The sequence below is a fragment of the Paenibacillus sp. FSL P2-0322 genome (assembly GCF_037975315.1).
In the GTDB taxonomy this organism is placed as follows: domain Bacteria; phylum Bacillota; class Bacilli; order Paenibacillales; family Paenibacillaceae; genus Paenibacillus; species Paenibacillus polymyxa_B.
The window spans coordinates 5,786,448-5,806,654 of record NZ_CP150243.1; the positions used below are offsets into that span (position 1 = coordinate 5,786,448).

The 20,207-nt window shown below is 48.5% G+C and carries 16 protein-coding genes; 5 read left to right on the forward strand and 11 right to left on the reverse strand.

Going from position 1 to position 20,207, the window contains the following annotated elements; genetic code table 11:
- Positions 1-16: 16 nt before the first annotated feature.
- Entirely contained in the window at positions 17-850 is an 834-nt protein-coding gene (locus MKY24_RS25645) for an HNH endonuclease signature motif containing protein (RefSeq protein ID WP_076295218.1), read from the reverse strand.
- Positions 851-1,114: 264 nt separating this feature from the next.
- On the opposite strand from MKY24_RS25645, the gene MKY24_RS25650 reads away from it, so the two are divergent.
- Positions 1,115-2,608 carry an alpha-amylase gene (locus MKY24_RS25650; protein WP_076295217.1) on the forward strand — a complete coding sequence of 498 codons (1,494 nt, stop codon included), beginning with the start codon at positions 1,115-1,117 and terminating at the stop codon, positions 2,606-2,608.
- Between the two features lie 64 nt (positions 2,609-2,672).
- Here the strand turns inward: MKY24_RS25650 and gpmA are convergent, their stop codons facing one another.
- The 5 genes from gpmA to MKY24_RS25675 all read right to left on the reverse strand — a co-directional run bounded on the left by gpmA (position 2,673) and on the right by MKY24_RS25675 (position 8,536).
- Entirely contained in the window at positions 2,673-3,422 is a 750-nt protein-coding gene (gpmA, locus tag MKY24_RS25655) for a 2,3-diphosphoglycerate-dependent phosphoglycerate mutase (protein WP_025721385.1), read from the reverse strand.
- Between the two features lie 134 nt (positions 3,423-3,556).
- Complete coding sequence (locus MKY24_RS25660; protein WP_023990900.1) at positions 3,557-4,297, reverse strand: Bax inhibitor-1/YccA family protein; 741 nt, start codon at positions 4,295-4,297, stop codon at positions 3,557-3,559.
- Between the two features lie 148 nt (positions 4,298-4,445).
- On the reverse strand, positions 4,446-4,733 hold the full coding sequence (locus tag MKY24_RS25665) for a hypothetical protein (RefSeq protein ID WP_023990901.1): 288 nt from the start codon (positions 4,731-4,733) through the stop codon (positions 4,446-4,448).
- Positions 4,734-4,976: 243 nt separating this feature from the next.
- Positions 4,977-7,271 carry a glycoside hydrolase family 2 TIM barrel-domain containing protein gene (locus MKY24_RS25670; protein ID WP_076295216.1) on the reverse strand — a complete coding sequence of 765 codons (2,295 nt, stop codon included), beginning with the start codon at positions 7,269-7,271 and terminating at the stop codon, positions 4,977-4,979.
- A gap of 200 nt (positions 7,272-7,471) precedes the next feature.
- Positions 7,472-8,536 carry a LacI family DNA-binding transcriptional regulator gene (locus MKY24_RS25675; RefSeq protein ID WP_025721381.1) on the reverse strand — a complete coding sequence of 355 codons (1,065 nt, stop codon included), beginning with the start codon at positions 8,534-8,536 and terminating at the stop codon, positions 7,472-7,474.
- A 180-nt stretch (positions 8,537-8,716) separates the two neighbouring features.
- Here MKY24_RS25675 and pepT point away from each other — a divergent pair, with 180 nt between their 5' ends.
- On the forward strand, positions 8,717-9,952 hold the full coding sequence (pepT, locus tag MKY24_RS25680; RefSeq protein WP_023990904.1) for a peptidase T: 1,236 nt from the start codon (positions 8,717-8,719) through the stop codon (positions 9,950-9,952).
- Between the two features lie 200 nt (positions 9,953-10,152).
- Positions 10,153-10,989, forward strand: coding sequence for a methyl-accepting chemotaxis protein (locus MKY24_RS25685; protein ID WP_023990905.1), 837 nt, complete (start codon positions 10,153-10,155; stop codon positions 10,987-10,989).
- Positions 10,990-11,177: 188 nt separating this feature from the next.
- On the opposite strand, the gene MKY24_RS25690 is transcribed toward MKY24_RS25685, so the two are convergent.
- Positions 11,178-12,053 (reverse strand): hypothetical protein, encoded by an 876-nt coding sequence (locus MKY24_RS25690; protein WP_023990907.1) that lies wholly within the window; start codon positions 12,051-12,053, stop codon positions 11,178-11,180.
- A 560-nt stretch (positions 12,054-12,613) separates the two neighbouring features.
- Between MKY24_RS25690 and hxlA the strand changes: the two genes are divergently transcribed.
- Together hxlA and hxlB are read left to right on the forward strand one after the other, a co-directional pair.
- Complete coding sequence (gene hxlA / locus MKY24_RS25695; RefSeq protein WP_013312540.1) at positions 12,614-13,249, forward strand: 3-hexulose-6-phosphate synthase; 636 nt, start codon at positions 12,614-12,616, stop codon at positions 13,247-13,249.
- A 5-nt stretch (positions 13,250-13,254) separates the two neighbouring features.
- The gene (hxlB, locus tag MKY24_RS25700) at positions 13,255-13,812 is read left to right on the forward strand and encodes a 6-phospho-3-hexuloisomerase (RefSeq protein WP_075154913.1); all 558 of its coding nucleotides are present in this window, start codon (positions 13,255-13,257) and stop codon (positions 13,810-13,812) included.
- A gap of 121 nt (positions 13,813-13,933) precedes the next feature.
- Here hxlB and MKY24_RS25705 read toward each other — a convergent pair whose 3' ends face one another.
- From MKY24_RS25705 to MKY24_RS25720, 4 genes are all read right to left on the reverse strand, one after another.
- Entirely contained in the window at positions 13,934-15,625 is a 1,692-nt protein-coding gene (locus MKY24_RS25705) for a glycoside hydrolase family 43 protein (protein ID WP_069081202.1), read from the reverse strand.
- Between the two features lie 50 nt (positions 15,626-15,675).
- On the reverse strand, positions 15,676-17,808 hold the full coding sequence (locus MKY24_RS25710; RefSeq protein ID WP_339201130.1) for an endo-1,4-beta-xylanase: 2,133 nt from the start codon (positions 17,806-17,808) through the stop codon (positions 15,676-15,678).
- 61 nt (positions 17,809-17,869) lie between these two features.
- Positions 17,870-18,793, reverse strand: coding sequence for a carbohydrate ABC transporter permease (locus MKY24_RS25715; protein ID WP_028540826.1), 924 nt, complete (start codon positions 18,791-18,793; stop codon positions 17,870-17,872).
- A 420-nt stretch (positions 18,794-19,213) separates the two neighbouring features.
- Positions 19,214-20,194, reverse strand: coding sequence for a sugar ABC transporter permease (locus MKY24_RS25720; RefSeq protein ID WP_023990911.1), 981 nt, complete (start codon positions 20,192-20,194; stop codon positions 19,214-19,216).
- Positions 20,195-20,207: the final 13 nt, after the last annotated feature.

Below are 20,207 nucleotides of genomic sequence, written 5' to 3' on the forward strand. Positions count from 1 at the left end.
CGCTCCAAGAATCGCCCTACGTACGTAGGGTGTCTTCAGAAGTATCAGGATTATCAGGTGCTTCGAAATCATCAGGAGACGGCTGCGGCACACCAGATTCAATGAACTCATCTACATCGCGGGCAGCCTTAACTTGATTGCATTCATTGCAAGCACATACACAATTGACCGGCGTCGTGTGCCCCCCTTTTGCCCGAGGCAGTAAATGATCAATCGTGTCACCGTAGTCTCCGCAAAAAAAGCAAGTATAGCGGTCACGCTTAAGCACATATTGACGAAATTCCTTGTTGCTATACAGTCTGCGCACGGTGTATGGATTAACAATCACCGCCATACGCTCTCTGACCAGGGTCATGGCCAGATCAAGCTCAATCTCTTGATGCCAGCGTCTCCCCTGGTCGGTTTTGCCTCTTAGCCGAATCATGCCATTGCGATTGAGCCGCAATGCCCGGGTATCCGCAGGCTTCAGCCTGCTAAGCAGATGCCGAACCCGTTGCCGGTGGCGCTCACGCGCTTTATCCGTGACCAGCTTCCTGCGGTGGCGTTGTGCCTCCATAGGTAGTGGCGCCTCCAGGCTGTGCGCAGCCGTATTTGCTTCAAGGCTATGCTGCGTCACGGGAGCAGCCGAGGGGTTCGTTTCCTCGCCGGAAGGAGCGGACGTAGCCGCACGTTCTTGCGGGGCCGGGGCCAACCCTCGGCAGGAACGGCAAGGACCACGCCGTGAATAAGGACCAGCCCGGCGACCCGTTCTGCGCTGAAAGTCCGTTAAAGGTTTCATTTCCTGACAATACGTACATTTTTTAATCAGCGGTTTGCTCGCTTCATCCTTGTTCTGCTGCGGTTCTGTCACGTCCACCCCTCCTTTCCTCTGTTGCTCGTGCTTTACGGTTTTCACCAAAACCCGAACTATTGTTAAGTTAGATTCATTTTACCGTTTTCACGTTCCCTTTTCTAGCTACCCGAGTCGTTGGGAACACTTAGGTATAACAAATTTTAATGATTTAGCATACGTTATACAGCGATCCTTGTTCTTCATTCAGCATCATATTGACCGTCTGACGTTTAGCCCCCCTCACTTGGTGGGTAACTTGTTATATATGAAGGAGGGACGCACATGAAAAGGAACCATACGATGATGCAATTTTTCGAGTGGAATGTCGAAGCTGACGGTTCTCACTGGAAGAAGCTTACCCGCCTGGCGCCGGAACTGAAGGCCAAAGGAATTGACGCGATATGGATTCCACCTGTCACCAAAGGCCAATCGCCCGAGGATACGGGATACGGCGTCTATGACCTTTATGATCTGGGCGAATTTGACCAAAAAGGTGCGGTGCGCACCAAATACGGAACCAGGGAAAACCTGCTGGAGGCTGTTGCCGCCTGCGTTCGCCACGGTGTGGCCGTCTATGTCGATCTGGTTATGAACCATAAGGCTGGCGCGGATGAAACCGAAGTGTTCAAGGTCGTCGAGGTCAATCCGGATAACCGCAATGAGGTCATTTCCGAGCCCTTTGATATCGAGGGCTGGACTAAATTTACGTTCCCCGGCCGTCAAGGTCAGTATTCCACATTTCAATGGAACTTTGAACATTTTAACGGAACCGATTACGATGCAAGCCAGGACCGGACAGGAATCTATCGTATTTTAGGTAAAAATAAAAGCTGGAGCGAAAATGTAGATGATGAATTCGGCAATTATGATTATTTAATGTTCGCCAATATTGATTATAATCATCAGGATGTGCGCAAAGAGATGATCCGCTGGGGCAAATGGCTGGTAGATACTCTGCAATGCAACGGATTCCGTCTGGATGCAATCAAGCATATTAATCATGAATTTGTACGAGAGTTTGCTACAGAAATGATTAAAAAACGCGGACAGGATTTTTATATGGTAGGCGAGTTTTGGAAACCGGATCTGGAATCGTGTCAAAAGTTCCTGGATACCATTGATTATAAAATCGACCTATTTGACGTATCCCTCCACTACAAACTACATAGCGCTTCCTTGGGTGGCAAGGATTTCGATTTAAGCACCATTTTCGAGGATACGCTTGTTCATACCCATCCCCTGAACTCGGTTACTTTTGTCGATAATCATGATTCCCAGCCGCATGAAGCGCTTGAATCCTGGGTGGAGGACTGGTTCAAGCCCAGCGCCTATGCACTTATCTTGCTGCGCAAGGACGGTTATCCCTGCGTATTCTATGGCGATTACTACGGCATCCAGGGACAAACGCCCGTCAAAGGCAAGCAGGCTGAGCTAGACCCGCTTCTATATGCCCGATACCATAAAGCTTATGGTGAGCAAAAAGATTATTTCGATGATCCCCATACGATTGGATGGGTTCGTCAAGGCGTGCCTGAGCTGGAAGGCTCCGGATGTGCTGTGGTGATCACCAACGCAAATGACGGAGAAAAGCGCATGTTCGTAGGCAAACAACATGCAGCGGAAGAATGGATAGATTTGACCGGGCGTCACGATCATACCGTAAAGATTGAGCAGGATGGCTACGGCATATTTCCCGTTCGTGCCGGCAGTGTATCGGTGTGGGCACTTCCCGCAGAGGAAGACAGCCAGGAAACAGAAGAAGAAGCGAACGCTTAATCTATACCCAACACAAAGAGGACAGGATGCGAGGAAGCGCCCTGTCCTCTTTGTGTATGGAAAGTCACTCCGTTACCTTGCTTTGGTTGGCCACAGCCTGCTTCTTAGCCTCTACATGACTCGGATCACCGAGATAAAAGCGCCGTATGGGATCTATATGCTCATCCAGCTCGTACACCAGGGGAATGCCTGTGGGAATATTCAAATCCAGCAATGCGGTTTCGTCCAGATTCTCCATATACTTGATTAAGGCCCGCAAAGTGTTACCATGTGCAGAAATGATAACTCGATCCTTTTTGAGAATCAAAGGTACAATCCGCTGCTTCCAAAACTCACCGACCCGATGCACTGTGTCCTCCAGACTTTCCCCAAGCGGCAGCTCTTCTGGCTTAATATTGCGATAACGCTCTTCCCGATGCGGACTCCGCTCGTCCTTCTCATCCAGCATGGGTGGCCGCACTGTTAGGCTACGCCGCCAGATATGAACCTGCTCCTCGCCGTATTGCACGGCGGAATCCAGCTTGCTAAGCCCTTGAAGAGCACCGTAATGGCGTTCATTCAGCTTCCATGACTTCTGCACAGGTATCCACAGATGATCCAGCTCATCCAAGATGTGATACAGCGTGCGGATAGATCGTTTTAGCACAGAGGCAAATGCCAAATCAAACGTATATCCAGCCTCCTTGAGAATACGTCCCGCCTCAATGGCCTCATGAGTCCCTTGTTCAGTCAGGTCCACGTCCGTCCAGCCCGTAAACAGGTTTTGTCGGTTATACACGCTTTCTCCATGCCTAACCAGCACCACTTGATACATACACTCACTCCTCTCCTGTCTGTCTTTATGTTTTACCCAACTTCTATGTATTTAACGTAAAATGCAATTTTTAAACCGTCTATTTAATACAAAAAAGGACGGCATTCAGCCATCCTTTTCTTCTCACCCTGCACTTAGTCCCTCTTACTGAACTTGGCCAACAGATCCAAAATCCGTACATACAGCCATACTAGAGTCACCAGCAATGCAAAAGCACCATACCATTCCATATATTTGGGTGCACCTTGATCTGCTTGCTCTTCAATAAAATTGAAATCAACCAGCAGATTCAAAGCCGCAATGATCACGATAAATAAACTAATACCAATACCCAGCCAACCCGTTTCATGGATATACGGAACATTCATACCGAAAAAGTTCAAAATAAAATCAACTAGCGTCACCAGAAAAATCGCCATCGTACACAGGACAACGAATGAGATAAAGCCGCGTGTCACCTTGATGATTCGCTGTGTGTACATAAAGAGCATTAAGAACAAAATACCCACGGTCAGCAAAATGGCATTGGCTACAATTCCAGGGTACTCATACTCCATAAAGGCTGAAACGCCACCCAAAGCAAAACCACTCAGAATCGCATATACAGGAGAGAGTAACGGAGCGGTTTTTGGAAAAAAGGATATCGCAAGTGCTACGCCTGCCATACCAATAAAGCCTGCCGTCAGCAAGGATAGCACCTCTACGGTTCCCTCGTAAGTCATGTACCAGGTAATGCTGCCAGAGACGATGAGCAGAACCAGCAGAAGCAACGTTTTGTTCACCGTTCCTCCGATGGTCATGCGTTGTTCACTAGCTTCTCTTTCATCTTCGCGCAAAAAGATGTCATCACGTAAAACTGGATTGCTAAAGCTCATACAGGGTACTCCTTTTCGATGTTGTTGTTTGCTATGCTATATGTATATATCGGCACAATATGAAAAAAGTTTCAGAAAATTTCAAACAAAAAAAACTCTAACCTTGCCATACGGCAAAGCTAGAGTTAGAGGGTCAGGTCGTTACAGGTTAAAAATCAGCCGTAGCAATTTGGATGGTGCCTGTCACAGCTCCAGCTGGAGTAGCTTGGAGAGCAGCTACCAGCAACAAAGCCACTTCTAACGTCAGACTATTGGCTGCCGGGATAACATACGTGATCACGGGAGCATTGACACGTGTAACAACCAGATCCACCGGATTGGCACCCGTGTTATTCACGGTAATTGTAGCATTATTACCGCCTTTCAAATTTTCAAAAAAGGATTTACCCACACCCGCAGCGAGATTGTAGATTTGCGAAGGTAAAAGGATCGCCATAAAACTCACCTCCCTTGCGTTTGATAGTGTATTCTATGCTTCCAATCTATGAGCGTAACGTTAAGTGACTCAGTAATAAGACACAATTTAAAAGACTCATAGATTAACATACCCTAAGCTATGCCAAAGAGGAGTTGCCCTCTCAGATCCCTTTCAGAATCTGCGGACAACTCCTTTTTTAAATAATGGAAGTCTCAAACGGTATACAAGCGGCTAGTAGGATTGTATGTTGCCTTTGCTCCCTTATTGCACGTGAATGCTCAATTCCTGCGGACCGAAACGGGAAGGCGCAGAAACCTTCACACGAATTTGTCCAGCCTCCCCCTTCGTACGAATCCAGAATGCAATGCGTCCACCAATTAGGGATAAGCTTGAAGGACCGATCAATTCACCCACCCCTTCGACCTCCACCGAAACTGGATCTGCATAGAACGGCAAGACGTTGCCGTATTCGTCCAGCGCATCCACTACTACTCGGGTTACGTCCCAATCGCCAACTTCCAGCACCATATCATCTGCAGCTACCCGCAGCTCTGTCGGCACCGGATTACGTGAATAGTATTTGCGGGTCACTTCTTGCCCATCTACGTATCCAATGAATACAGCGTCTTCCCACTTCATGCCCCAGTGGCCTGTCAGCTCGTCGATCACGACAGGGGGATGAGGAAGCGCCGGGTACTTCTCTCGGTTCGGACGATAAACACCTTTGCGCTCATGACCGTAGATGAACTCCACCTCATCACAATTGGTGAACACGACCAGCGGCACGATGCCTCCAATATTCCGCTCACCACGCGACCAGTAAGTGACCGGCTCCATAACGATTTCCTGTTCGACGTTCTTCTGGCTCCGGTACACACTCGCTGCAAATTTAGGCAGGCGGAACATATCCATGACACCGTGGTAGCAGATTTTATCACCGGAACCAAAATCAGCATGCGTGTTATAGTCAAAAGCACACCAACCAATCGCCCCGGCAATGCCCTCATCGGCATAGGAAGCATTTTGGACCCGCGTATGGCGCAGTGCATGCTCCATTACCCGTTCCTCCTGGTCAAAGCGCTTGGTCGGGTACATATGCCCGTTATATTCCGTTACCAGATAAGGGACCGGATGATCCAGCTTTGTAACGAGAGACGGCTGGCGCAAGCCTGTCGTTTCGCCATCTACGCCTTCTGTATCGTCATACGTATCAAAATTGCGAATTTCCTTCGCCAAATATTTTTTGTGCCCACCATCATGAACAAAATCATTTATCGTATATACATCTTCCAATAGCTCACTGCCTACAATATAACGCACACCACCCGTAGCACGGGTCGGATCTAGCTTTCGTGCTAGCTCATTGGTACGCGTGTACAGATCATGGTCATCCTGCGACTCATTAATTCGTACCCCCCAGATTACAATGGAGGGATGATTACGATCACGGATAATCATGTCCTCTACGTCCCTCACCGCCTGCTCCTTCCACGCTTCACCGCCAATGTGCTGCCAACCCGGAATCTCTTCGAAAACGAGCAATCCGATCTCATCACAACGGTCTAGAAAATGACGGGACTGAGGGTAGTGGGATGTCCGTACCATATTCAGCCCCAGCTCCTCCTTGAGCACATCTGCATCACGACGCTGCGCTCTTTTAGGCATAGCATAGCCAACGTACGGATAGGACTGGTGACGGTTCAAGCCAAGCAGCTTGATCTTCCGCCCATTCAAGTAAAAACCGTCCGGCTGAAATTCGGCCTCGCGGAAGCCAAAGCACACGGTCACCTGATCCAACTCTTCTCCGCTTCGTAGCAGCGTCAGCTTCGCTTCATATAGCTTGGGATCATCTATATCCCAAAGTTGCAGGCCGCCCAGCTCTTTCAGCTCCAGCGTTACTTCCGCCGCCGTCACCGCTTCCAGCCCGGTCTCCGCCTTCACGCTCGCTCCGTCCAGCAATTGCAGCGCGACCGTCAAGTCGTCCTGCTGATCGCTGATGCCCTCCAGCTCCACGACCACGCGCACCGCCTTATTTGCCGCAAGCGGCTCCGGTGTTTGGACGAATACCGTTCCGAGATGTACAGGCTCCACTATTCGCAGCTGTACTTCGCGGTAAATACCGCCATAGGTCAGATAGTCAATGACTGCCCCAAAGGGAGGGATGTCGTCCCGTTCCGTGGAATCGACAATGACCGTGAGCACATTGGGGCCGCCATATTCGGCAAGTTCGGTCAATTCAACGCTGAACGGTGTATATCCACCTTTATGCTCCCCCGCTTTTAGCCCGTTTAGAAATACCTGGGCATAGGTCATGACTCCTTCAAAATCAACATACACTCGCTTACCTTTGGCATCTGCCGGAATGTTCAACTCTCTTTTATACGTAGAAATAAACTGAAATGCCTTGTCGTCAAAATAATTATACGGAAGCTCTACATTGGTGTGCGGCAGCTGAATTGGCTCATACCGACTTGCATCAATGCCTGCGCTTACTTCTCTCTCGACATATTCAGGAAGATAAAACCATTGGTCATTCAACGGCAAAATGGTACGCATGGGCAGTCACCTCAACCTTTTATTTTTCACTCTTATACCATAGTAAAATATTTGAGTAAAAATAACGAGTAAAACTTAGTAAAATAAATATATGTTCAATGTAAGCATTTACAAGGCAATTGTCAATCCATTTTTGTATCTTTTTATATCAAAAAAACAACCCCGGTAAGCCGGGGCTGTCCAAATCAATAACGTCGATTTTATTGGGTATCGGTATGTAGCGGCGCACTGCTGTTGCGAATCATTAGCTCGGTCGGAATGATGACCTTGCGCCCCACCTCGTTTGCACCGTTGCGTACCGTATGCAGCAAGAGTTGAACGCCCGTCTCTCCCATCAGTTCGGTATGCGTTTTGACCGTTGACAGAGATGGGGTCAAATATTCCGCTGTCGGAATATCATTGAAGCCAACAATTGAGATACGTTCCGGCACCGCAAGGTGATGCTGCTCCAGCGCCTTCAACACCCCAATAGCCACCGAATCGCTCGCGACAAAGAAGGCTGTAGGCAGGCTTTCTGTTCCTGCCAGAATAGCCGCTTCCATCGCACGGAAGCCGTCTGCCGCCGTTCCGCCGCACACATGAATATCATCCGACGTGCACAGCCTGTGCTGTTCCTGATACCGCAAAAACGTCTCATAGCGGGCATCTAACTCGACTCGTTCGGAATCATGGGACTGCTCATCCTTGCCCATACCTACATATCCGATGTGACGATGGCCTGCGCCCATCAAATAATCCAGTGCATCAGCCGCAGCGTGAGCAAGGTCAATGACCACATAGTCTGCCCCTGTTCGCTCTACCGGATGATCCAGAAAGACGCAAGGAATGGGCAGTTCCAGCATACGTTCTACCTCTTCGCTGCTAAAATGCCCCAGCACGATCAGCCCATGTAGCCCTTCGGATGACGCCTTCAGCGCAGTCAGGTCCTCTCTTCTGAAAATACGCTCCAGCTGCGCCCCGCTTTGGCGGCACTCTTTTTCCACGCCAAACCGGATAGACAGATAATAAGGGTCTTCCAGTTCCTCGTACGCGCTAAACCAGTGCACCATGCCCAACCGGATGGGTCCCTCTGCCTTCTTGCGGGGCTGACGACCAATACCGCCATTTTTACGTTTAACCGTCGTATATTTCATGCGCTCGGCAACCTCAAAAATTTTACGCCGCGTTTCCTCAGAAACAGACAGTGTTTCATCATAATTCAGCACTCGGGAGACCGTGGATATCGAAACCTCTGCCTCCTGGGCGATATCTTTTAACGTAGGCATTGCAGACTCCTTTAATGGTTTTACTCTATTTTTACTTTTATTTTACTATTATCTTACTCGTCTCCCCTGTGCAACACAACCCGTCATTCCGAAAAGGGTCAACCATTTTTTTCATATTATAAGCCTAATCATGATAAAATACGTACCATAATAGAAATGACACCAAGGAGGATACACACTTTGAAACAGGAACTGATTGACCGCCTGACTACATATGTTCAGGTAGATACCCAATCTGATGAAAGCAGCCACACTTGCCCCACTACACCCGGACAGCTCACATTGGGCAACCTTTTGGTGGGCGAATTGAAAGCCATTGGTATGACAGACGTAACCATTGATGATCATGGTTATGTGATGGCAACCCTTCCTTCCAATACGGATAAAGAGGTTCCCGTCATCGGTTTTCTCGCTCACCTCGATACGGCTACCGAGCTGACTGGCGCAGGGGTAAAGCCGCAATTGACGGAAAACTATGATGGGGGCGATATCACGCTGAATGCTTCGCTTGGTGTGGTTCTTTCTCCACGTGAGTTTCCCGAACTGACTCAATATAAAGGCCACACCCTGATCACAACAGATGGTACCACCCTGCTCGGTGCAGACAACAAAGCCGGGATCGCAGAAATCATGACAGCTATCCACTACCTGATTGACCATCCAGAAATTCAACATGGCAAAATTCGCGTTGCTTTTACACCGGACGAAGAGATTGGAAGAGGACCGGAACGCTTTGATGTAGCCGCTTTTGGCGCTGAATATGCCTATACGGTAGACGGCGGACCGCTCGGAGAACTGGAGTATGAGAGCTTTAACGCCGCAGCCGCCCATATTACCATTCACGGTGTGAATGTGCATCCCGGTACGGCTAAAAACAAAATGATCCACGCTGCCAAAATCGCTATGGAGCTGCATAGTCGGTTACCTGCAAACGAAGCCCCGGAATATACAGACGGATATGATGGCTTCTATCATCTCTTGGAGTCTACAGGTACGGCAGAACAAGCTAAACTGTACTATATTATCCGTGATTTTGACCGCGAGAGCTTTGAAAACCGGAAAGCTTATTTAACAAATGTAGTCAAAGAGCTGCAGGCCGCATATGGAGAAAACCGTATTGCACTGGAGCTGAGAGATCAGTATTACAACATGAAAGAGAAAATAGAGCCAGTCAAGCATATCGTCGATGTCGCTTATGAAGCAATGACGAAGCTGAATATCGAACCTATTATCAAGCCGATTCGTGGCGGTACAGACGGTTCACAGCTATCCTACATGGGACTGCCTACACCGAATATTTTTACAGGTGGGGAGAACTACCACGGTAAGTTTGAATATGTGTCGGTGGACAACATGGTACTTGCTACCAAGGTTATTGTGGAAATCGCACAACTGTTCGAGCAACGCGGCAAGTGAACTACCTATACACAGCACTGACACGTTAAGATTAAATAGAAGGCATATCGTTCCGTAATGGAAACGGTATGCCTTTTTTTCTGAAGCTTTCATTTCCCTTTAAATTTTCAATATCTTTATAACTTTTATCCGTCTTTAGACCGACAACTATATACGAGACTATAAAAAATATATCTAGTAAAGAAAGGTAGGTTATCTATTTGAATACAATAGATGCATTAATTGCAGCCATTCCCTACATACAACAGATTATGCGTGAGAAAGTGACCCTTGCTCTCTTCGACCGCACTCATGTCCTTATGTATACCCAATCGGAGGGTATGGATCTCGGCTTTGAAACAGGCTCGGAGCTGCTCGAGGACTATAAAGATTTTGCCATGCTTAAAAATGGACGTGAGGCCAGCCTGACCCACATTCCTGCTGAAATTCTAGGGTTTCCTCTTGATATGATCAGTATCCCTGTATTTGACGAGAAAGGTGAAGTCATCGCAGCATTTGCGGCCTCTTATAATTTGACTAACAAAAATCAACTGGATCAAATCGTATCCGAGAATCGCTCCATCACCGAGCAGCTCATTGATATGGTACAGCATGTAGCGGCTCATTCCGAGGAGCTTCAGGCAACCAGTGAACAGATTTTGAAAAACACTCAAATCGCCGTACAAAACTCGGGTAAAATCAATCAGGTAGCTGTGTTCATCAAGGAAATTTCCGATCAGACCAACCTGCTTGGATTGAATGCAGCGATCGAAGCCGCACGTGTAGGAGAAGCAGGAGCAGGCTTTGGTATCGTCGCTCAAGAGGTGCGCAAGCTATCCGTAGAATCCAAAAAGGCGACGGTCGATATTGAAGGAGCCCTTAAGGATGTACAAAACTCCATTCGTCAAATGGAGCAGGAAATTGAGCAAATTGTTTCTTCTTCTCAGGAGCAGGCGACTCTGGTAGGCTCCTTCACTGAAGTGATGGAGCGTATGCAAAAGGCGAGTGAAACGATGCAACATCTGGCCAATGACCTGACTTCGTATGCCATAAAATAAATCTTGGGATAAAAAAGGGGAGCACACTGATCGCAAAATGCGTAAAAGTGTGCTCCCTTTATGTACAAAAGCCCTATCTGGCTTGATGGTCTAAATCTGAAACTCAAGCAGTATAAGAAAAAACACCATGATTTGAAGGAAACACTGGGTCTAACCCTCCCAAAATATTTCCCACCGGAAGAGCAATACTAAGAAACGCCAAGACCATAGTTACCGAGATTAATGCCTTTTTCATTATGAAGCCCCCTTAATAAAATGGTTTGGTATTGCTCTTGCTGTGATGGTGTTGCCAAATCTCGATAAGTTTCAAACAGAGCAACCAATGTCCTGAAATCGGCATCCGCTTCTACACTGGCAGAGAATTGCAGAGAATCAAGGACATAATTTAAGGCAACAGAGTATTGCTTCTTCTTGAAATGGTAAATGGCCAATTGGTTGACCAGTTTTAAATAATATACGCGGTTTGCTCTATCTTCATAACCTTCAAATATCTTAATATCATCAGCAAAATCGTTCAGCAGGTCGTCTATATTCCAATTATTCAAGTTAGCCGCTTCGGCAATACCAACCAATCCTGGAAGTAGCTCCTCTTCATTGTCGTGAAGAAATTGAACGTACTCAGGCAAAAGTTCCCTTCTCCCCGAAAGTAATTCAATCGTAAATAAATTGGCCTTGGCGAGGAAACGGAATCTCTCTACTTCTTCGTGACCGCTCTGATCCAGCCCCATAAACCAGCCCATTTCGCTATACTTCATAATATAGTTTCTGGCTTCCTCATACTTTCCCATATTCTGATAGTAAATAGACTTCGCCAGATAACTGTAAGCATAATAAAACACTAGCGGGTGTTTGGTGTCCAATGTCTCATACTTGCCGTCTGCAGCATTTCTCAGTTGGGTGTGATACAGGCTTTCAGCCAACGTATGCAGATAATCTGCTACTTTGTTCGCTTCATCCCAATCATTATGTGTGTAGCTGATTCTAAACAACTCACAAGCTTTATCGAGTTCGTGGCTGTCCGACAACAAATAAATGGCTTCCCTTTGGTTCAGGACCTCTTCCACTAAAACCCGCCTCCCTATCCTGAAAATTGCGATTACCCCTTAGCACAGCGGCTACTCTTCAGGGTAGTTATGCTCTTAGCCTCCATTTTTTGCATACCAGTATATTACAAATATAGTCAAAACCTAACTTGAAGTCAATTTAATCATCGCTACCTTCTTTTTTTGCAACCTTACATTGCTGTGTATGGTTATGGATTTTGCAAAATTCGATTCCAGTCGCTCCGAAGTGCAAGATATAGACGAACTAAACCATTTCGATCTATATCTTGTTCATTGGAAGTCGCTTATGGGATTTTTGCAAAATCCTTGGTTACGAATAATCGACTCCCCTTATAGAAATAATGCTAAAGAAGACAAAATGCAGGCTCTCTCATGAATGGTTTTTATGATGCTATAGTATCGTCGGGGTAACTACGTTACGAATTAGTGCGTACTTTTCAATCGGATATCGGGGCCTTACAATCAAACCTGTGCATGAAACCAAAGTATAGAGTAATACTCAACAGAGCATGTACCTGTTCATCAAAATATAAATTCACTTAAGGAGTGAAGTTAATAACATGGAACTTCAATTGGCTTTAGACTTAGTAGATATCCCGCAAGGTATTGCATTGGTAAAAGAAGTAGAGTCGTATATTGATATCGTAGAAATCGGTACGCCGATTGTCATCAATGAAGGACTTCATGCAGTAAAAGCAATGAAAGAAGCATTCCCGAATCTGAAAGTGCTGGCTGACCTGAAGGTTATGGATGCAGGGGGCTATGAAGTGCTAAAAGCTTCCGAGGCTGGTGCAGATATCGTTACGATTTTGGCTGTAGCTGAAGATGCGACAATTAAAGGTGCAGTAGAAGAAGCGAAAAAACAAGGCGGCAAAAAAATCCTGGTGGACATGATCGGTGTTAAAAACCTGGAGCAACGTGCGAAAGAAATCGACGCTCTGGGCGTTGACTACATTTGTGTGCATACAGGCTACGATCTGCAAGCTGAAGGACAGAGCCCGTTCGAAGCACTGCAAACCGTCAAAAAAGTCGTGAAAAACTCCAAAACTGCCGTGGCTGGCGGTATTAAACTGAGCACCTTGGCTGAGGTCGTGAAGGCTCAACCGGATCTGGTTATCGTCGGCGGTGGTATCACTGGCGAGGACGACAAAAAGGCTGTAGCTTCCCAAATGCAACAGCTCATCAAACAAGGTTAATCCCAATGGAAACCTCTCAATATTTATCCGAGGTACTCAAGGAGCTGCAATTGGTTCCACAATTGATCAGTGATACAGAATCGGAGCAGCTGATCCACTCCATCGCCGCTGCGAATAAGGTATTCGTGGCAGGTGCGGGCCGCTCAGGGTTCATGATTCGCTCGCTGGCGATGCGGCTGATGCATATGGGGGTTCAAGCTTACGTAGTCGGGGAAACCGTAACTCCTGGTTTGAGCGAGGGCGACCTGCTCATTATTGGTTCAGGCTCTGGTGAAACCAAAAGCCTGACCTCCATGGCAGAAAAAGCAAAGAAACTTGGGGCCTCTCTGGCGCTTCTAACCACTTCCCCGGGTTCCACCATTGGCAAACTGGCCGATATCATCGTCAAGCTGCCTGGTGCGGCCAAGGACCCGTCCAACAAGGACTACCAAACGATTCAGCCTATGGGCTCATTGTTTGAACAAACCCTGCTGTTATACGGTGACGCATTGGTACTCAGAACGATGGAGCTGCGCAAGCTGACCTCCAAATCTATGTTTGGCCAACACGCCAATTTGGAATAAAAATGTAATTCCTTTACGATAACAAAGCAGGCTGTCCTTTACATGTCACATGTGAAGGACAGCCTGCTTTTATGCTTGTATAAGGCGACTTTCCTATCTACACCGTTTGGACGTTTATTCTTCAGGTTTGGCTTATAAGGCTTATATAGTCCAAGCCATCGTAGGAGAAATATTGAAAGTATGCGGGAGTCGCGGCGACAGATACCGGTTCATCTACAGCGACGGTCGATACAGCATACATGCCAATCAGCGCTCCCGTGAAACCGCCATTGCTTTCAGATGAGACTACAAAAGCCGGAACCGTAGCGAGCGGTACCCAGTTGCCTGAACGCACAGCATAAGATAAGGCGAAATGATACGCATCGGATAGGATGCGAAGCTCCATACCTTCACCGCTTGGTATATCAGGAGCCGCCAGCGGTACAGAGACCCATTCGGTTCGTTTTCCCTGATCTGCGACCGAGACCACTACAGTAAGCATGTTGCCTTCTCCATCCCGACGAATACCCAGCGTAAAGTGACCGTGCTCATTAAGTCGTACCGCAAGGCCGGCTTCCTCGCCCTCATGCTGTGGTTGAAAATAAAGCCGGCTACGGACGGCGATCTGATGATGCCGCAGCCGGGTGCCGAGGAATACGCTCGGCGCTTCGTCCAGCAGCGTGTGGCGATTGCCGATGAGCGTTAGCCATCCGGGGCGCGCTTCCAGGCTGATGCAGGCTTCACACAGCCTGCACGGAGCAGCCCAACGGAAGTCCAGCCGCTGACCACCAAAGTCATCGCGCCAGCTATGACGCTTTGCAGGCGCGAGCGGCGCAGAAGCAGGCGGGCGAGCCTGCTCCGCCAGACTGAATGGCTGACGGTCTACAGACATGTGCAATTGCACCGTGCCTGCGTTGTTGTCAGCCGTAGGCCATCCGTCCGTTGTCCAGCGGACGGGGGCCAGAAAGGTTTCGCGTCCGAGCACGCTATACGAAGGTGGTACCTCAGCCTGAGGCTCGACAGCCTCCAAGCGGTCAGCCACAGGCTCGATGTCCACCACCGGACGGACACCGAGAAAAAAAGCCCACCAGTCCCCGCGAGTGTCCTCAACCAATTCGGCATGACCTGTGTTCTGAATCGGATGTGCAGGGAGAGCGTTATGCGTGAGCATCGGCTCTGTCATACGCTCGAACGGACCGTAAGGGCGCTCCGCACGATACACGAGTGTTCGATGATCACGCCCCGTTCCGCCACATGCGCAGAGCAAATAATAGTGGCTGCCGATGTGATACAGATGCGGCCCTTCGGTCCATACGCCGCCATCCCCGTGAGCAATCGCTATAGGCTCTGTCAATGCCTGACCTGTAGTGATATCAATCTCATACTGGATAATATGCGACTCGGCATCTGCCCCGGATTGTACGGTCACATACACTTTCCCATCGTCATCCAATAGCAGAGACGGATCTATATTCCCGTAAGGAATACAGATCGGGTCTGACCAAGGCCCAGCGGGGTTCATAGATATGATATAAAAATTACCTATCCCCATCACATCTGTCGTAATCAGATAAAAAACACCTTGATGATAGCGCAGTGTGGGCGCATATATGCCCTCCGAGCTTTTCCGAGTGGACAAATCAATCTGACTGCGCCGGTTCAACGCATGCCCGATCTGCCGCCAATCGGTCAGGTTTCGGCTATGAAAAATGGGCAAGCCCGGCATGTATTCAAACGAGCTTGCCGCCATGTAATAATCTTCTCCGACGCGTATCACACTCGGATCAGGATAAAATCCGGGGACAACCGGATTCGTATAGCGTAAGGTAGCCATGCTCCAGCTCTCCTTTTGAACAGCCTATTCCTCTGTTTCATTCAAACTATTCATTGGTTATTCCCCGCTGGCAACGGCGGGACTTTGGACGAATCAGCAAGTGCCCAATAGGCATATTTGGCCTTTAACCGTTCGTCGAATAGTAGCGGCTTATCCAGCCGGGCTATCGGAAACGTGCTGAGCCACGTATTTCCATCATCCGTACCCCAAATCGTCACATTGCTGATATGATTCTGCTGCCTTGAAAACATATCGAACAGCGCCCGATAGCGGTGAGCCTGCCGGATCAGCATAGATTCTGGAATCGTTTCATAGCGATCTGTGTCATTGGAATAAAGACCCATATCCAGCTCGGTAATCTGATTGTCCAGACCAAGCGAAGCAAACTTTTCTATGGACTGCTCAATCTCGCTAATAGCGGGAAACTCCAGGCGGATATGCGATTGGTGGCCTACCCCGTCAATCGGTACACCTTTAGCGAGCAGATCACGTACCAAATTGTACAGAAAATCCCGTTTCTTCGGCTCATGTGTGTTGTAATCGTTAATGAATAGTCGTGCGTTCGGGCCCGCCGCTTCCCTCGTGACACGGAATGCTTTTTCAATATAATCAGTACCAGTAATCTGATACCACTTGCTGCGGCGCATGCCATCCGGCTGATCAGGATCAATGACCTCATTCACCACATCCCAATCGGTGATGACATTTTTATATCGGGCTGCAACAGCGCGAATATGCGTCTCCAGCCGATCCAGCAAAAGCTTTTTATTCTCAGCAGTCGGCGTCATCGGCTGTCCATTCTTATCCTTGAACATCCAATCCCCAGTTTGGTTATGCCACACCAAAGTATGGAAGCGAATTTCCAGTCCATGCTGTCTAGCAAATTGCACAATTTGGTCTGCTTCCTCCCAATGGAACTGTCCCTCGGACGGTTGTAAGGAGATTGGCTTCATCGCATTCCCTGCAACGACGCTGTTAAAATGCTTCTGTACCAACTCTCCGTAAGCCCCTTCGGTCTGGAAAGCTTCAATCGCCGTGCCAATGCTAAACTGTCCCCCATATAATCCATGCAAAGAAGGAATGTCCTTTTCAATAGCCAGCGGCGGTACAAGTGACAGCTCGAAATCATCCATATAAAAGGAAGACGTTCCTTCTGCCGTTTCCAAATACATAGAAACGGTGTCTGCATCATGCGCAAGCGTATACGTACCAGACAAATGCATCCATCCCCCTGTCGTAGTAGCCGTGTCGCCTACAACAGTTTCATACGCACTATCCCCTTGGTGATCACGCTGTATGCTGAGCCTCACCTTGGCAGGCTGCTCACCCGGCGCCAGCTTCACCCAGGCACTGACCGTATATCGGCTGCCCTTTTGCATCGTAGCAGTCACATCCAGCTTGGGGCCGGCATATGTCTTTTGTCTGCCTGTTGTCAGCAGACTGTATGAGCCGGTTCGTGCATCGGCATTCGAAACCTGCACGGTCTCGGCTCCCATACGGGACACCCATCCTTGAGCCGTACCATCTTCAAACCCGGATACGATACCATTGGTTGGCTCCGTTGGCGTCTTCGATACCTGTGTTATTTCTACCTCATCCACATAATAGGCCTGCGCGGGATTCGAGCTTTCCACATACAGCTTCAATGCATCCATCCCCCCGGTAAAAGTATATTTCCCCTGAAGTTTGATCCACGATGTATCCGCCGTCTCCGTCTGCGCTACCGTCTTCCATGTCGTAGTCCCACCTGTCGGCTGCTGCTCCACTGTAAGTTTAACCATGCTCGGAACCGCAGAATGACCATCTAGCTTCACATAGCCACTAATTTCATACTCTACATCCGGCTGCAACAGCGACTTCACATCCAGCTCCGCCCCGTTCCAAGCCGCTGTGCGGGCGGTTGCCTTCAGACTGTGCGTGCCGCCATATGCTGCTTCCGTGACGGATGCAATTTGGGTATAAGTTCCCCGAGGCTTCCAGCCATCGCTGTTTCCTTGCTCAAATCCATACGTTCCAATGGTCTTATGGATATCACCCGCTGACAGCACCGTATCCGCAACGGGCGGGGAATGTTCTATAGACGTAGCTGCCTTCGCTACAGACGCTCCCCACCAACCAACAGGCGATAACAACAGCGCTCCAGCCAGCACCAGACAAAAAGGCTTAACCCAACATGGCCGCAAAGCAATCCCTCCCGCACTCAAATTTTTTGAATTCGTATTGGGCACCATTGGATTTCAGTTACTATCCTTTGACACCTCCCAAGGTCATACCCTTCACAAAGTATTTTTGCAAAAAAGGATAAACTAAAATAATAGGCACTGAAGCGACAATCGTCATCGTGGCCCGAATCGAGGTAGGCGTGACCGACTTCGCCAGATTTTCCGAACCAGCGAATTGGCTCGCATAGTCCTGAGTGTTAACAGACGTGTTGGAATTTTGCAGTATTTTCATCAGCTCATATTGAAGAGTGCTCCATTGCTCATATGACGAATTGTACAAAAACACATCGAACCAGGAATTCCATTGCGCGACCGCTGTAAACAGCGACACCGTCGCCAGTACGGGAACACACAGCGGCAAAACGATGCGCATAAAAGTGGCAAACTCCCCAGCCCCGTCAATACGCGCCGACTCTAAAATCCCTTCCGGCAATCCCTCAATAAAGGAGCGAATGACAATCACATTAAACACCCCGATCAATCCCGGCACGACATACACCCAGAAAGTCCCCAGCATCCCAAGCTCACGAATCAGAAGAAAGTTCGGAATCAATCCACCGCTAAAATACATTGTTAAAATAAAAGCAATCGAAACAAATTTGCGCAGCACATATTCCGGCCGGCTGATCGTATACGCCACCATCGCGCAGCAAAACACAGAGGTCACCGTACCCGCAACCGTACGTAATACAGAAATCAGCGTAGCATGGAAAATCGTCGCTTCCTTGAACACATATTCATAATTACTCCACGTGAATTCACGCGGCCACAAATAGATCCCGCCCCGAATCGAATCATTCGCTTCATTCAACGAAACCGCCAGCGTATTTAAAAACGGATACAGCGTGAACACCATCAGACAGAGCATAAACACGATATTGCACGCATCAAAAATTCGATCCGAGGGGGCCCGAAATCGCCCGTGTACGGCCTTCCCTTTGCCCATGACTTCCGCTCCTTTCTAAAAAATAGTTTAGGCATTTGGATCGCGCACCCTCTGCTATCTCCTTCGAATAGCACAGTCCTAAAAAACAGCCTCTAATGGCGATAGCGAAGCTGAGCCAGCTATCATGACGCCCAAGGAAGCGCGAGTCACGCGTCTTCCTTAAGCTCTCCTCTTGCCACTACCCTCAGTTCTTAAAAAAGTGACTTTATGGCGGGCAACAGCGGAGCGGGCGGAATTGTTCTGAAGAAGCGGAGCGTTCGGCTAAAAGCTTTCCAGAGGAAAGCTCGCATCGTAAGCATAAGCTAGCCCCGGATTCCAACCTCTAATGTTTTATGATAAAAAGGAATACGGGGATAACAGCGATCGGAAGAACAATCCGCACGCGAAGCGGCCGTCCCCCCACCATAACTCACTCTTTTCTCAGAACAATCTCTCCTCCCCTAACCGCTTCGCAATATGATTGGCACTAAACAGTAAGATGAAGCTGACTACCGTTTTGAACATCCCAGCAGCAATGGAAAGCGAGAAATTACCCATCTGGATCCCATATTTCAGTACGAAAATATCCAGATTCTCCGAATAATCCACGTTCATGCCGTTGCCCAGTAAGTATTGCGGCTCAAAGCCGGATTCCAGCAGATTGCCGATGTTCATAATGAGCAGGATGATAAATACAGGCTTCAATCCGGGTAATGTCACATGCCAAATCCGCTGAAAACGCCCTGCTCCATCCATCTCGGCCGCTTCATACTGCGAGGGATCAATCATCGTCATCGCGGCCAAATAAATGATGGTGTTCCAGCCGACATTTTTCCATACCTCCGATGCACCGAGAATGCCCCAAAAATAGCTTCCCTCGCCCAGCCACAGAATAGGCTCTTTAATCAACCCCAGCCACATCAGCACCTCATTGATGATGCCGCCATCCGCAGACAGCGCCGTACTGATGATACTAGCCGCGACCACCCACGAAATAAAATGCGGTAGATAGCTGATCGTCTGTACCACCCGCTTAAATACGAGCTGGCGAAGCTCATTCAGCAAAATCGCTAATGTTATAGCGGTGACAAAGCCCAGCACCAGATTAATAAAGCTCATCGCCAGCGTATTGCGCATGACCCGCAGAAAGTGTTCATCCTGAAATAGAAAATGGAAATGTTTTAATCCGACCCATTGCTGATCGAGCAACTTGCGGGCAGGCTTAAAATCCTGAAAGGCAATTGTCCAGCCCCAGATGGGCAAATACTTGAAGATAAACAGCCAGATTAAAAAAGGGACGGACATCCATACCAGTGCCCGTTGCTGATTCAGCTTGTGCATAAATCCCCTAAAGCCGGTTCGCCGCGAGGGCGGCAACTGATCCGGGGAGATCGTGACTGCTGGTGGTGACGAGTGGCCCATAGCTGCTTCCTCC